The 13,786-nt window shown below is 62.8% G+C and carries 18 protein-coding genes; 3 read left to right on the top strand and 15 right to left on the bottom strand.

Annotated features, from left to right (window positions below; all coding sequences use genetic code 11):
* Positions 1 to 2 precede the first annotated feature (2 nt).
* A complete protein-coding gene (locus NW848_RS09325) occupies positions 3 to 350 on the bottom strand; it encodes a DUF5615 family PIN-like protein (protein WP_414511082.1) in 348 nt (115 codons plus the stop codon).
* A gap of 2 nt (positions 351 to 352) precedes the next feature.
* Positions 353 to 586, bottom strand: coding sequence for a DUF433 domain-containing protein (locus tag NW848_RS09320; protein WP_414510994.1), 234 nt, complete (start codon positions 584 to 586; stop codon positions 353 to 355).
* A 62-nt stretch (positions 587 to 648) separates the two neighbouring features.
* On the opposite strand from NW848_RS09320, the gene NW848_RS09315 reads away from it, so the two are divergent.
* Positions 649 to 2,388: a family 10 glycosylhydrolase gene (locus NW848_RS09315; RefSeq protein ID WP_414510993.1), complete on the top strand. Its 1,740-nt coding sequence runs from the start codon at positions 649 to 651 to the stop codon at positions 2,386 to 2,388.
* Here the strand turns inward: NW848_RS09315 and NW848_RS09310 are convergent.
* From NW848_RS09310 to NW848_RS09295, 4 genes are all read right to left on the bottom strand, one after another.
* Positions 2,367 to 2,849 (bottom strand): hypothetical protein, encoded by a 483-nt coding sequence (locus NW848_RS09310; RefSeq protein WP_414510992.1) that lies wholly within the window; start codon positions 2,847 to 2,849, stop codon positions 2,367 to 2,369. The genes NW848_RS09315 and NW848_RS09310 overlap by 22 nt on opposite strands.
* A gap of 4 nt (positions 2,850 to 2,853) precedes the next feature.
* A complete protein-coding gene (gene hpt / locus NW848_RS09305) occupies positions 2,854 to 3,432 on the bottom strand; it encodes a hypoxanthine phosphoribosyltransferase (protein ID WP_414510991.1) in 579 nt (192 codons plus the stop codon).
* Positions 3,433 to 3,455: 23 nt separating this feature from the next.
* Positions 3,456 to 4,019 (bottom strand): Uma2 family endonuclease, encoded by a 564-nt coding sequence (locus NW848_RS09300; RefSeq protein ID WP_414510990.1) that lies wholly within the window; start codon positions 4,017 to 4,019, stop codon positions 3,456 to 3,458.
* Between the two features lie 193 nt (positions 4,020 to 4,212).
* Positions 4,213 to 4,539: a hypothetical protein gene (locus tag NW848_RS09295; RefSeq protein ID WP_414510989.1), complete on the bottom strand. Its 327-nt coding sequence runs from the start codon at positions 4,537 to 4,539 to the stop codon at positions 4,213 to 4,215.
* 98 nt (positions 4,540 to 4,637) lie between these two features.
* Between NW848_RS09295 and NW848_RS09290 the strand changes: the two genes are divergently transcribed.
* Positions 4,638 to 5,501, top strand: coding sequence for a ChaN family lipoprotein (locus tag NW848_RS09290; RefSeq protein WP_414510988.1), 864 nt, complete (start codon positions 4,638 to 4,640; stop codon positions 5,499 to 5,501).
* On the opposite strand, the gene NW848_RS09285 is transcribed toward NW848_RS09290, so the two are convergent.
* The 5 genes from NW848_RS09285 to NW848_RS09265 are packed head-to-tail and all read right to left on the bottom strand — an operon-like array spanning position 5,487 to position 8,952.
* The gene (locus tag NW848_RS09285) at positions 5,487 to 6,386 is read right to left on the bottom strand and encodes a BadF/BadG/BcrA/BcrD ATPase family protein (protein ID WP_414510987.1); all 900 of its coding nucleotides are present in this window, start codon (positions 6,384 to 6,386) and stop codon (positions 5,487 to 5,489) included. The genes NW848_RS09290 and NW848_RS09285 overlap by 15 nt on opposite strands.
* A 37-nt stretch (positions 6,387 to 6,423) precedes the next feature.
* A complete protein-coding gene (locus NW848_RS09280; RefSeq protein ID WP_414510986.1) occupies positions 6,424 to 6,957 on the bottom strand; it encodes a hypothetical protein in 534 nt (177 codons plus the stop codon).
* A complete protein-coding gene (locus NW848_RS09275) occupies positions 6,942 to 7,361 on the bottom strand; it encodes an anti-sigma factor family protein (RefSeq protein ID WP_414510985.1) in 420 nt (139 codons plus the stop codon). The genes NW848_RS09280 and NW848_RS09275 overlap by 16 nt, the downstream gene beginning before the upstream one ends.
* Complete coding sequence (locus NW848_RS09270; protein ID WP_414510984.1) at positions 7,358 to 7,897, bottom strand: RNA polymerase sigma factor; 540 nt, start codon at positions 7,895 to 7,897, stop codon at positions 7,358 to 7,360. The genes NW848_RS09275 and NW848_RS09270 overlap by 4 nt, the downstream gene beginning before the upstream one ends.
* A gap of 2 nt (positions 7,898 to 7,899) precedes the next feature.
* Positions 7,900 to 8,952, bottom strand: coding sequence for a carbohydrate binding domain-containing protein (locus tag NW848_RS09265; protein ID WP_414510983.1), 1,053 nt, complete (start codon positions 8,950 to 8,952; stop codon positions 7,900 to 7,902).
* Positions 8,953 to 9,068: 116 nt separating this feature from the next.
* Here NW848_RS09265 and NW848_RS09260 point away from each other — a divergent pair, with 116 nt between their 5' ends.
* On the top strand, positions 9,069 to 9,830 hold the full coding sequence (locus NW848_RS09260; RefSeq protein WP_414510982.1) for a hypothetical protein: 762 nt from the start codon (positions 9,069 to 9,071) through the stop codon (positions 9,828 to 9,830).
* 62 nt (positions 9,831 to 9,892) lie between these two features.
* Here NW848_RS09260 and NW848_RS09255 read toward each other — a convergent pair whose 3' ends face one another.
* The 4 genes from NW848_RS09255 to tatC are packed head-to-tail and all read right to left on the bottom strand — an operon-like array spanning position 9,893 to position 13,776.
* Positions 9,893 to 11,167, bottom strand: coding sequence for a sensor histidine kinase (locus NW848_RS09255; protein ID WP_414510981.1), 1,275 nt, complete (start codon positions 11,165 to 11,167; stop codon positions 9,893 to 9,895).
* The gene (locus NW848_RS09250) at positions 11,164 to 11,889 is read right to left on the bottom strand and encodes a winged helix-turn-helix domain-containing protein (RefSeq protein WP_414510980.1); all 726 of its coding nucleotides are present in this window, start codon (positions 11,887 to 11,889) and stop codon (positions 11,164 to 11,166) included. The genes NW848_RS09255 and NW848_RS09250 overlap by 4 nt, the downstream gene beginning before the upstream one ends.
* A gap of 2 nt (positions 11,890 to 11,891) precedes the next feature.
* Positions 11,892 to 13,022: a hypothetical protein gene (locus NW848_RS09245; protein ID WP_414510979.1), complete on the bottom strand. Its 1,131-nt coding sequence runs from the start codon at positions 13,020 to 13,022 to the stop codon at positions 11,892 to 11,894.
* A gap of 13 nt (positions 13,023 to 13,035) precedes the next feature.
* Positions 13,036 to 13,776, bottom strand: coding sequence for a twin-arginine translocase subunit TatC (tatC, locus tag NW848_RS09240; RefSeq protein WP_414510978.1), 741 nt, complete (start codon positions 13,774 to 13,776; stop codon positions 13,036 to 13,038).
* Between the last annotated feature and the right edge of the window lie 10 nt (positions 13,777 to 13,786).

Here is a 13,786-nt window from a genome sequence, read left to right as displayed (position 1 = left end):
TCTCACCAGTGTACGATCACTCCCATGCGAGACAACTCTACGAAGCGTGCTCTCGATAGTCCATCCAGAATCTCTGGCTCATGACTCGCAAATAACTCTATCAGCTCGTTGTTGGTGATGTTTCCGACACTAACCAATATTAGTTTATATAAGTTCTGATGAAGTAATAAATTGTCGACGAAATCGCCGTCTTTGGTCACAATTACATATGCCTGTGTCAAAGATAGGTGCTTGAGTTCCTCGTCTGTGGTTCGGTTGCCGAGAGGTAGCTCGCTCGTGTGAAGGACTTCCATCCCTTGCCGACGCAAGTGATTGGCAAGGCGTGCTGGCAGTTGGGCGTCGACGAGCATTTTCATCTTGCAATCATATGTTTGACTTCGGACAGGCGCGCCGCGTAAAGCAACGCTGCCCGTAGGTCGTCCATTTCAAGGTCAGGGTAGTCCTGTAGGATCTCTTCGGGTGTCATGCCGCTTGCGAGCAGTTCCAGTAAGGCGGACACGGGATAGCGCAAGCCGCGAATCACGGGCTTGCCGTGGCAGATGTTGGGATCGCGGGTGATGCGGTTCAATAGTTCACGCTCGCTCATGTTTGCAAGTATACCCCATCCCGCCTGCCGCATGGTACTTTGCTCAGGTACAATACCGCTCGATGCGACACGGATGGACGCTCGTGGCAGGGATAGCGATGACGATAGCACTGGCGCAGGCACAAGCGGAGTTTCGCGGATTCTGGGTGGACGGCTTCAACGAGGGGTTCCACACGCCCGAACAGGTGGAGACGCTCTTGCAGCGCGTGCGCGCGGCGCAGATGAACGCGGTGATTGTGCAGATGCGCAAGCGGGGCGACGCGCACTACCTCTCGCCGTTGGAGCCGTTCGCGACGCAGCAGCAGGCGGGCTTCGACGCGCTGGCATATCTCATCGAGAAAGCGCACGGCGAGACCCCGCGCCTCGAGGTGCATGTGTGGGTCAATAGCCACCCGATTTGGCCGGGCAGCGGCTGGCCCAACGACCCGAAGCACATCCTGAACCGCGCGCCCGAAATCCAGACCGAGGACTACGACGGCAACCGCATTACCGAAGTCGGCTACGGCGGCGACTGGGGGCATCCCCTGTACCACGAATGGTTCACGAAGGTCGTGCTGGACATCGTGCGCCGCTACGAGATTGACGGCATCCACTTCGATTACATCCGCTACACGGGCGAGCGGTGGGGCTACAATCCTACAAGTGTGGCGCGGTTCAACCGCCGCTACGGGCGCACGGGCAAGCCCGACCCGACCGACCCGCTCTGGAAGCAGTGGCGGCGCGACCAGGTGTCGGCGGTGGTGCGCAAAATCTACGCGCAGGCGACCACGCTCAAACCCCCTCTCAAGGTCAGCGCTGCGCTCATCACTTGGGGCGACGGACCCCAGACCAGCGACGACTGGGTGAACCGCTCCGCCTACCGCGCCGTGTTCCAAGACTGGCAAGGCTGGCTCAAAGAGGGCATCCTCGATATGGCGATTCCGATGGTCTACTACGACGAGTCGAACCCGTCGCGGGCGGCGTTTTTCCGCAACTGGGCGACTTTTTTGAAAGACCACCAGCACGGGCGTATCGGCGTCGTCGGGATTGGCAACTACCTGAACAGTCTCGAGAACACGCTCAAGCAGGTGGAGTTCGCGCGTGCGCCGTCGCCTGCGGGCAACCGCGCGTATGGGGTGAACTTTTTCTCGTATGCGGCGACTTCGGGCGTCGGCACGGAGGAGGGTTCGCGCCGCTACGAGGAGGCGTTCTACCGTGCGCTGGGCGACTACTTCGGCGAGTGGGTTCCGACGCCGCCGATGGCGTGGAAAATTGCGCCGACGGCGGGGCATCTGATGGGCACGGTGCTGGACGCGCGCACGCTCACGCCTGTGGACGGCGCGACGGTGGAGGTCTACCGCGAGGGGTCGCTCGTGCGCACGCTCACAACGGACGGCAACGGCTTCTTCGCGGCGGTGCATCTGCCTGCGGGGGTCTATACGCTGATTGCCCGCGCGGAGGGGCTGCCTGCGCACTCACTCGGCGCGGTGTGGGTTGCTGCGGGGATGGGCGTGAACCTGCCCGTATTGTTGGGCGAGGCAGAGGCGCAGACCATCCGACGCCTTGAAAGCCTTGCGCAACTACCCGACGGGACGCCCGTGCTGCTGCTGAACAAAGTCGTCGCGGCGGACTGGCTGCAGGCGGACGCGCCACTCCAGATTCGCGACGCGCTCGGCGAGGCGACAGCGGCGATTCGGGTGGACGCGCCTGCGCTGCCGCTGCTGCAAGGCGACCGCGTGGCGGTGCTGGGCACGCTGCGCAAGGACGCAGGCGGTACGGTAGTCATTGAGCAGGCGCGCGTTCACTGGCTCGGCGTGCTTTGACAGGGGGCAAGAAACTTGCTCGCCGACACCGAGCCGCCACCTGACCCTAACAGCCCCCAGCGATAGTCCACCTTGATGGAAAGTTCGCGGCGGGCGGTTTTGTCGAACAGCAGGACGATTTCAGGGGTCGCCTTGCGCGGGAATCGGCGGATGGTGATGGGCGAGGCGGGCGCTTTGGGCGGCTTGCCGTCCAGCGCGACTTCTATCCGCATCTCGCGCAACGCGGTCAGCCCCGTGTTGTAGAGTTTGAGGCGCACCTCCTGCTCGCCTGAGGGCAACGGCGCGAGGCAGCCCTCAATAATGAGGTCGCTTGAGTCCAAAACGACTCGCTCTGGTGGGATGGCGGGCGCATTCGCGCGGCTAAGCACGCCCGCCCCCGCCTGATGCGCCGCGACCAGCGAGGCAACAAACAGCACAATAATCACGAGGAACGCTACCCACAGCGCCGCCGTCGCACGCACCGCTTCACCCCTGTATCTCCGCCCGCAGCACTTCGGGCTTGATAATCCCGATGTACGGCAGGCTCCGATACTGCTGCCGCCAGTCCAGCCCGTAGCCGACCAGGAACTCATCGGGCGCGTCGAAGCCCTTGTAGGCGATGGGGATGTCAATCAGCCGTCGGTAGGGGCGGTCTAAAAACACGCACACCTTTAGGCTGGCGGGCTTGCGCCGCTCCAGATTCTTGTAGATGTACGCCAGCGTCAGCCCTGTGTCTAAGATGTCTTCCACGATGATCACATGGCGTCCCGCAATGGGTTCGTCGAGGTCTTTGGTGATGCGCACCTCGCCCGACTGGGATTGCGGTCCGTAGCTGGTGATGGCAAGGAAGTCCAGCGTGTGGGGGATCGTCATCGCGCGGGCGAGATCGGTCAGGAAAAACAGCCCGCCCTTCATGACCGTGACCAGGTGGGGGTTCAGCCCCGCGTAGTCGCGGTCGATCTGTCGCGCAATCTGCCGTACCTTGCGTTTGATTTTGCGCTCATCGAGCCACACGCGTTGGATAATCGGCGGCAGCGTCGGCTCTGGCAGCGTAACCGTCTGCACGGCTTATAGTGTACCTAACTGGCTCACTCTTCGAAGAGGTCACCGACGCGCACGGCGAAATCGGGCACGAGCGGCGCGCCGTGCAGAATGTCGTTCTCGTGCAGCACCTCGACCGAAAGGTCGGCGCGGTAGCGATGCGCCTGCTTGCGCTCAGGAAACAGCAGCCACACCTCCTGCGCACCCGATTCGAAGTATTCCGCCATCTTCGTCAGCAGGTCGCTCATCCGCTCATCGGGGGAGACGACCTCGATAGCCAGGTCGGGCGCGCCGTCCACGAAGCCGACGGGCGCTTTGCCTTCAGGCAGCCGCTCCGTGCGCATCACCGACACATCGGGCGAACGGATGTTGCCCTGCGCCATGCGGAACCCCGTGCTGGAGTCGAAAAGCGACGCTCCAGGCGGGTGCAGAGCGTAAAAGCGTCCTACCATTCCCGCTGCAATTCTCCCATGTCGTCCGCCTGTAGGCACTTCGACAAGCCTCCCGTTTACCAGTTCGTACTTGCGCCCGTCGTCGGGCAGGCGAAGCAGGTCTGCCTCCGTCCAGCGGCGTTTGCGTTTCGGTCGCGTGCGTGTCTTCAGGGCTGGCATCGTGTATCACCCATGGTAAGGATACCCTGCGTAAAAAAAAAAAAGAGGCTCGGCAAGCGAGCCTCTGGCAGAGATGCTCTCTGGTTTGTCTGTTTCGATCCTCACCCGCCTTTAATAGCGGGTGCACCAGATGCTTGGGACGACCCTTGCAGAGTCTATAGACGGCGCCCCTCTGCCAGTGTTCCGAGAATTTTCAGTAATCTTCGGGCATTTCGCCGCGGCGTCCGCCCATGCCCCCGCCTGCAGGCGCGGCGGGTCCGCCCATCGGCGCGCCTGGGGGCGGTGGGGCTCCAAAGCCGCCTGGTGCGCCCATCATCGGCGCGCCGCCCATGCCAGTCGCCGTGCCAGCCGCCGCCGACAGCGGGTCTTCAATCTTACGCGCCAAACCGTTCAAATCGGGTATCTGCGGCGCGGGCAGCGGCTGCGGCATCATGTTGTTGCTAATTACCACCAGCACGATGAGCATCACCACGCCCAGCGCTATCACGCCTATCCCAATCGGATCCACGCCCTTCTGCATTTATTCGCCTCCAAGATGTATTGTACCCAGAGGCGCAGTTCGCGCCCCGTCGCTGAACTCCTGCAGGAGTCGGCGTAAAAACGGCGAATTCGTCGGCGATGCATGCGCAACGAGAGACCGTCTACACACTGCCGATTGGCGACCCGCGCCGTCAGTACCTGCTGAGCGTGCGCCCCGACGAGATTGTGGACACCCACCGCCGCCGCGTGGTGAACCCACACGAGATGACGCGCCTGCTGGAGCCTGCGACCTTTATTCTCATCGGCGAGTTGCACGATAACGCCCAGCACCACCAGTTTCAAGCGCAAGTGATTGACGCGCTCGTGCAGGCGGGGCGCAGCGTGATCGTTGGGATGGAGATGTTCGACCGCACGAAGCAACACGCGCTCAACCTCTGGACGCTGAATCGGCTCAGCGAGGCGGAGTTTGTTGAGCAAAGCGAGTGGCGCACACAGTGGGGGTTCGATTTCGCGCTCTACCGCCCTATCTTCGAGGTGATCTATCGCCATCGGTTGCGGTTAGTGGGGCTGAATGTGCCGCGCGCGTTGGTGCGCCAGACGGCGCGTGGCGGCTGGCAAAGCATCCCCGAAGCGGAACGGATGGGCATTCCTGACCCCGACCTCAGCGTGGAGGCGCACCGCAAACTGTTTTACGCGCTGCTCGGCGGCGGACACCCCACAGGGCAGCAACAGAACGACAACTTCTACGCCGCGCAGGTGGTGTGGGACACAGGCATGGCGGACACCGCGCTGCGCTATCTGGAGCGCACCGTGCCCTCGCCGCGACTGGCGTTCGTAATCCTGGCGGGGAACGGGCATGTGATGTACGATGTGGGGATTTCGTTGCGGCTGCGGATGCGCACACCGCTTACAACGCGCGTGATTGTGCCGCTGCCGCCCAGCGACCAGCCCGTGCAGGTGCGCGGCGCGCTGGGCGATTTCGTGTGGTTACCCCGCGCGTAGCCGATTTAGCGCCGCGCGCGCCGCTGCCGCTGCAGGCGGCATGATTGGCTCGCGAAACGCCGCATGCGGGAACAACACCTCGAACGCTCTCTGAAACGCCGAGCGGAAGATACGGCTTTTGAACATTCCGCCCGTCGTGGCAACATCAAATTCGTCATCGCGCGAGAACAGGCACGCAGCGCAGGCGAGCGCGTCGCGTGCCAAGTCCTCGCCTGCCTGACGCAGGATGATTTTTGCCCGTGTGTCGCCCGCGCGCGCGGTATCCACCACATGCTGCGCGAAAGCGGCGACTGTATGGCGCGGCACGCCCTGCTCGTAAAAGAGGGGGATGAGTTCGTGTAGGTCTTGCACGCCGAAGTAGCGTTGCACCGCCTCGATAAGCGCGGTTTGGCGGTCGCGTCCGTCCCACGCGCGCACAGCGGCGCGGATGGCGCGCATCGCGACATCGTAAGCGCTGCCCTCGTCGCCCAACAGCGCGCCCCAGCCGCTCATCTGCACCTTCAGTTCGTCGTTCACGAAACCGCCAATCAGCGCGCCCGTGCCCGCAATCACCGCCACTCCGTGCGCAACTGCTACGCCCGTGCTAAGCATCGCCATCCGCGCCTCTTCTATCGGAAAGGCAAGCGGGTTGCCCAGCCGTTGGAGAACCCAGTCCCAGTTGGCGCGTGTGCCTGCAACGCGGTAGCCCAGCGCACGCACAGGCGCGTCGATGCCCCCCAGCGCGCCGTTGAGCGCGGTCTCGAACGATTGGCGCTGCGTCGCCTCATCGACGAAGTTCAGGTTCGCAGGACCGCCCTCGGCGTATGCCAGCAACTCCCCTTGCTCGCTCAGCACGGCGCAGCCCGTCTTCGTGCCGCCGCCTTCCAATCCGACAATCACGCCCATTCGCACTATTATACTGCGGATGCCCGCATTAATCGGTCTAATTCCCCTGTTGGGAAGGCGGCTCTGGGGCGGCAGCGGGCTGACCCCCTTCCAATAGCCGATAAACCACTGCGCCCACCGTCGTCGCCAACCAATATAACCCCAGCGCCCACCCGAAAACGGGAATCCACACCACGCTGGGGATAAGCAGACTCGCGGTCAGGATGCACCAGCCAGGGTGTGGTTCCGCCACGCCGAACGCCTGCAGCACGCGCTCGCCGACGCTCCACGCCGTCGCGCCGTAGCCTATCAGGAACGCCAGCCCCAGCAGCAACACGAACAGCGCAATCAGCAGTAGCAGTCCGTTGCGCGCGGGGGCATCTTCGGGGTAGTTCTGGGCAGCCGCGCCCAGCACGAATGCCAGCACGCCTGCAACGATAAGCACTATCGCGCCGCGTGCGCCCGCGCTGCGCGGACTCCGACGAGACAGCGTCAGGTAATCCGCCGTCAGTCCGCGAAACAGCGCGACATCCACCAGCCCGACCGCCGTCAACGCCAAGCCCAGAAAGAGTAGCCCTATGAGATTGTCCAACTGGAAATCACCTCCTGCAAGCGGTTCCACAGCGTTTCGGCGGGCGCGGTAAACGGGCGCGTAAGCGTCTGCGTGGCGGTGCGCGGCAGCCACGACTCCAGCGGCGGCGGGCTGAATGAGGCGCGGAACGCGACGGTTAGCAGCGCGGTCGGCAAACAGAGCGCGAGCGCGAGGCGCAGCACACCGCGCGGCTCCCGCGCAGGTTCAGGCAAACGCGCTGCAGGCGCGGGCAGGTAGGGCAACTCGCGCAGTGCGCGCCCCACCGCACGCCACGCCCCCAGTTTTGCGTGGCAGGCGGGGCACGCTCGCAGGTGCGCCTCCACCTCTGCGCGTGCCGATTCATCAAGCCACCCTTCCAGCCACTCGTGCAGCGCGGGTTCCAATCGCTCGCAGTCGTGTCTCATCCGAGTTCCTCCTCCAGCCAGCGGCGCAGGCTCTCACGCCCGCGATAGAGCCAAGTCTTGACCGTGCCTTCGGGCGTGTTCAGCGCACGCGCGACCTCCGCGAGGGGCAACTCCTCGTAGTAATACAGCAGCATCGCGGCGCGTTGGGGCGCGGGCAGGCGCATCAGGAGCCGTTGCACCGTGCGCCGCTGCTCGCGCGCATACAGACGCTCCTCCAGCGTGGGTGCGGGCGGGGCGGCTTTGGCGGCTCGCTCCATGTACCGCTGCTCGGTCGCGCGGTCGCGCCGCGCGTTCAGGCACACCCGCGCTGTCAGGCACAGCAGCCAAGTCGCAAACGGTTGCGCAGGGTCGTACAACGGCAACCGTGTGTAGGCGCGCAGGAACGCCTCCTGCATCGCGTCCTCCGCCGCGCTCGCCTCCCCCAAAATCCGAAACGCCAACGAGAATACGCGGTCTCGATAGCGCGCGACCAGCGCGTCGAATGCCCCTGTATCGCCCCGCAGGCACTGCTCCACCAAAGTCGCGTCGTCGGGCATCGCTACTTCACCATGCGCACCGATTGTACCAGCCAGCGGTTGCTGGTGGGTCCGCCCTCCGTCAGTGCGCCCCAATCCGCCAGCGAAAGCATCTTGATTTTCGCAGGGTCTAACTTGCCGTCGCCCTTGCCTTTGGTGTCTTCGGTAATCGTGAACTGGTTCCAGAGCAGTCGCTTCGGTTCGGGCTTGCTCTCGCCGCCTGCCTCGAAAGTCGCCGACCAGCGCTCGCCGTCCTGTTCCTCTACGAACGCTGCCAGCGTGGTCGGCGTTTTGACCTGAATGACCACCTCGATGCCTTTCGTGTCGCGCAGAGCATTTGGCTCCACCATGCGCAGCGCGCCGAAAATGTAAGGGAACGGCAGGTCGTACTCTACGCGCATGCCGCCCGCTTCGCGCCGAATCGTCGTGTAGGCGGTTGCCATCCACACAAGGTAGTCGCGCTGGAAGTCGTCGATTGCGTTGGGCGTCGCGCGCCTTGCAGGGGCTTTCGACAGGAACTCGAACTCGTCCAGCCACATCACGCGCGTGCCTGTCTGGTCGCCGAACAGAATCGCCGCTTCGGGCGTCGCCAGAAAGAGCGCGCTCACATCGATCAATCCCAGCCCCTCGACCTCGTCCATGTCGAGTTTGTTATTGACGGGCTTCGTGTCTTCGGCAAGCGTGAAATCGGCGAGCGCGATGCTGACCTGTTGCCACTCGTTGCCACTGACCCAGAAGGGTGCGTGCCACCGTTCGCCGCTTTGCTCCTGCATGCTCAGCGCGAAGAGCGCGGGGCGATCCGCCTTAATCCAGAACCGAAACCCCTGCGCCCACAGTTCGGGTTCCAGATAGATAATTGCGTTCAGTTTGCCTGCTGCCGCCGTGTAGGTGTAGCGCAGCGCGCGTTTGCCCGCCTTGACATCATTCGGATTCTCGGTCAACTCCAGTTTGCCCCCTGCGCCTGGCAGCACGAGCCAGCCGTGCTGGGGCGTTTCGAAGCCGATGACCGACTTCGGCTCCTGCGCCCAGAGTGCGCCCGCCAGCGTCCATAATCCCAAAACCGTCCAGTACCGCATGGTCGTCTCCACACGGTATACACGCCGACGATACGGCTGGTTTCAGAAGGCTTTGGCGATAGGGAGGTGAACATTCTTCGTCGCCGTGCGTCTATAGGCGACGGAGGATGAAATCCATGCGAGCGAAAACGATAGCTGTCGGCGTGCTTGCCGCGGCTCTGGTGTGCAGTGTATTTGCGCAAGGCGTGTTCGGCGGACAGCCCCGCCAAGGGCAAGGCGGCGGACAAGGGCTGCGGGGACAAGGCTTCGGCAGAATGATGGGCGCGGGCATGGCAGGCATGCTGCTGCAACGCCCCGATGTGCAACGCGAGCTGAACCTGACCGAGCAGCAGAAGACCCAGATTCGCCAGATGCAAGAGGCGATGCGCACCGCCTGGCAAGAAACGCGCAACCTGCCCCCGCAAGAGCGACGCCAGAAAATGGAAGAGTTGCGCCAGAAGAATGACCCGACTAAAGTGCTGAACGAGACCCAGAAGAAGCGACTGCGTGAACTCGAGCTGCAGGCGATGGGTCCGATGGCGTTCCTGCAGCCAGAGGTCGCCGACGAGCTGAAGCTGACCCAAGAGCAGCGCTCGCGCTTGCAGGGCATCGTGATGCAGCAGATGCAGCAGCTGCGCGAGCTGTGGCAAGGCGGTGGCTTTGGGCAGGGGCAGGGCGCTCAGAACTTCCAGCAGATACGCGAGCAGATGGAGAAGCAGATGCTGGAGGTGTTGACCCCCGCGCAGCGGCAGCAGTGGCAGCAGATGCAGGGCAAGCCGTTCCAGTTTGAAGGTGGTCGCCCGATGTTCTGGGGCGGCATGGGCGGCTTCGGGCAAGGACAGCAGGGTCGCCCGCGCGGCGGCTCGGGCTTTGGCGGCGGCAGCGGCTTCGGCAACTAAACCTTACCTCCTCAAGCGAACACCGGCAGAGCGCGCCCTCCCGTTCGGGAGGGCGGCTCTGTTTAAAGGCTCTGCGGTTCAGACGGCTCCGTTGCGTGCAGGGGCAACCGCACGCGGAACACGCTCCCCACGCGATACTCGCTCTCTACCTCCACCCGCCCACCGTGCGCTTCGACGATGTGCTTCACAATCGCCAGCCCCAGCCCAGTGCCGCCCGTCTCGCGCGAGCGCGTCTTGTCTACACGGTAGAATCGTTCAAAGATACGCGGCAACGCCTCACTGGGGATGCCGATACCCGTGTCCGCCACTTCCAGCACGGCGTGATTTCCCTCGCGATATACGCGCACTGAGACGCTGCCTTGTGGCTTGTTGTAGCGAATCGCGTTGCTGAGCAGGTTCAACGCGACTTGCAGAATCTGGTCGCGATTGGCGAACAGGCGCAGGTTCGGCTCCAACTCGGCTGAGATCGACACTTGGGCGCGACGCGCTTCCGACTCCATCTCCTGAACTGCCTGCTGAATCACGGGCGCGAGTTCGAACACTTCGCGCACGGGTTGCATCGACTCGGCGCGTGTGAGCGTCAGCAGGTCGTCCGCAATCCGCGCGAGCCGATCCGCTTCTTGAACAATCAGGTTCAGGAATCGCTGGCGCGTTTCGGCAGGCATTTGCGGGTCGTCGTGGAGGGTCTCCGCCAGCGAGCGGATGGACGCCAGCGGGGTGCGAAACTCGTGCGACACATTCGCCACGAAGTCGCGTCGCACCTGCTCGAGGCGCAGCAGCTCGCTCTTGTCAATGAGCGCAATCGCGAACAGTTTGTGCGAATCAGCCTCGCCGAGATACCAGATGTACGCCTCCGTGTGTCGCTCTTTGGGGAAACTGAAGGTGATTTCGCCCGAAACTGCCGATTCGCGCCGCGCCGCCTTGAGCATCAGCAGAAACAGGTCGTAGCAGAAAGTTAGTGCGAGCAACGACTTCCCCGTCATGTGGCGAAAGCCGAACCACTCCAGCGCGAGCCGATTTGCATGGCGCAGCATCGCGTGCTCATCGCAGATGAGCAGCGGGATGGGGATGCCGTCGATTAGTGCGAGTCGCCGCCGCTGCTGGCGGGTCAGCTCCAGCGTGAGCGTTTCTACCTGCTCCGAGAGTTCGTTCGCGCGCTCTTGTAGGTCGCTGAATCGGGTGCAAAATCGCCGCACGAAGTAGAGCGCAAGCAGGATGAAGCCAACTACCGCCGCGATGAGTGCCTCGCGCCACGCGGGTGGAAGGTCTACCAGCGCGGTGATGAGCAGCAGCCCCGCGCTCAGCCAGAGCAACGCGGGTAGCCAGCGGAAACTCATCCCTCGAAACGATACCCGCTGCCGCGCACTGTCTGGATATAGCGTGGATTCTTGGGATCCGGCTCAATCTTGGCGCGCAGCCAGCGGATATGCACATCCACCGTGCGCGGGTTCACATAGACGCCTAATCCCCACACGCGGTCTAACAACTGGTCGCGCGTGAACACTTTGCCTGGATGAGTCGCCAACAAGGTGAGCAGTGCATACTCTTTCGGGGTCATCGACAGCTCTTGCCCGTCGCGGTAGACGCGCTTCGCCTCTAAGTCTATCTCGACATCGCCGAATCTTAGACGGGGCGGAACGCTCGGCTGCGCACGGCGCAGGATGGAGCGCACGCGGGCAATCAGTTCCGCCACGCTGAACGGCTTGACGATGTAGTCGTCTGCGCCAAGTTCGAAGCCGCGTATCTTGTCCTCCTCCCCTGCCCGCGCCGTCAAGAACAGCACGGGCGTTTGGCTGTGCTGGCGGATAATCCTGCACAGGTCGAACCCGCTGCGCCCTGGCAGCATCACATCCAGTATCAGCAGGTGCGGCTGGTGCTGGTGGAACAGTTTCAGGGCGTTCTCTGCATCGTTGGCGACGAGAACCTGCAGCCGTTCGCGTTGTAGGTTGTATTGAAGCGTCTCGCAGAGTACGGGGTCATCCTCTACGAGCAGCACGCGCACGGGCTTCTGCTCCTCCACTGCGCCGGGGCGTCGTTCCGCTTCGGCAGATGTGCCCATCGTCACTCCTCCACAATGATTTCTACATTCGCGCGTGGTACGACGGCAATCGTCCCGTCGTCCAGCTCGGCTTTCAAGACGCGGGCGTGCGTGCCCGATTCAATCTCCATCAGTTCGGGAGGCAGTTCGACAACAGTGCCCAGTCGTCCAAAGTAAGGTTCGCGGATGATGCGCACTGTACTGCCGATGTTGAGCGTTTGCGCCTCGCGCGCAGGCGGCGATTCGGGTAGGTGCGAGGGGTCTTCTAACGGCACGATAATTTCGGGGCGGATGACCCCTGCGCGGATTTGGGTCGCGCCATTGATGGAAGCAGTTTTGCCTTCCAAGCTTTTGAGCAGGCGGAAGGTGCGGGTCGCCATCTGAATCGCGCCAAAGCCCTCAGTGAGGATAATCGAGAGCGGGATCTCTTCCGAGCCGGTGATGGCGACACCGATGTCGCGCCCCAGATAGCGAATCAGGTCGGTGTCGCGGATGCCCCCAGCGACGATGCCGACCGCGCCGCGTTCGGCAGCGCGGGTAATTGCGTCCGCTTCTACCGCCGCGCCCCCGACCAGTATCTGTCCTGCTACATCGTCGGGGATATGTTGTGCAGTAAGCGTCTCGTCGGGGCGGCTGACCAGCATGCGCAGCGTGCCGCGTCGCTCGCCACCCACGCCAAAGATGCCCTGAATCAGCGCGCCTTGCGTCTCGACGACCGCGCCCTCCTGCGGCAGAATCTTCACCACGCGCCCCTGCACATAGGCGTTCACATCAATAACGGTCGGCGGCTGGCGCACGCCCACATGCCCCGTGACATCCGAGATTAATTCCACCGTACCCGGAACAGGCGACTTGGCGATGCCGCGAAACAGCCCCAGAAACCCCTTCGTCTCGGCGATAATCTGGTCTTTCTCGACCGTGTCGCCCTCCTTGACCTTCAGCACGCTGTGGATTTGCTTGGGTTCGATGCCCAGCGTTTGCGCCACGCGCACTGTTTGCAAAATGCCAGGCAGCAGCGCGCGGGCGACCACTGTGTCGGGCTGTACCACTTCGCCTTCCTGCACCAGCACCTCGCCCTTGATAGGCAAGCGGCGCGTCTTCAGAATCACCGTGTTCGCGCTGACCGTCAGTCCTGGGGTGTATGCTGTGCCCATTTCACCGCTCCTATTAGCCTTGTTTTGTCTCCACTCGAAGCGCCTGTTGGCGACGCTTCTTTTTGGCGATGCGCCCAACCAATAGAATGCTCAGGAAGTAGAGAAACACCATCGGCAGTCCGATAGCAAGCATCGAGAAGGCGTCGCCTGAAGGCGTCAGCAGCGCCGCCAGAAACCCTATGATGACAATGGCGTGCCGCCAATACTTCCACATAGACTCGGGCGTCGCTAATCCCACCTGCGCCAGAAACATCAGCACTACGGGCATCTGAAAGCCCAGCCCGAAAGCGAACATCATCTTCACCACGAACATAATGTATTGGGCGGGGTTCTGGAGCAGCTGGGCATCGGGATAGTCGTCCAGGTAGCTCAGGAAGAACTTGAACGCGGCGGGCAGGATGTAGTAGCCCAGCGCGACGCCCGAAAAGAACAGAAACGCGCTGAAGGGGGCAATCAGCTTGACCGCGCGCTTTTCCTGTTTGGTCAAGCCAGGAGCGATGAACCCCCATACTTCGCGCATAATGAGCGGCATCACCAGAATCAGCCCCAAGACAAGCGCGAGCTTGAATTTCAGGAAGAACGGCTCCGTTGCGTGCGTGAAGACAAACTTTGCACCCGCGGGCATAGTGCGCAGCAGCGGACCTGCCAGAAAATCATATACATAGGGGGTAATGGCGAACGCGACGACCCAGCCGAGTATGATGTAAACAAGCGCGCGGAAGATGCGCTTGCGCAGTTCCTCCAAGTGTTCCATGAAGGTCGCC

The sequence above is a fragment of the Synechococcus sp. RC10A2 genome, from assembly GCF_047502605.1.
Note: the sequence above shows the minus strand (reverse complement) of the source record. Positions and strands in the feature narration are given on the sequence as shown.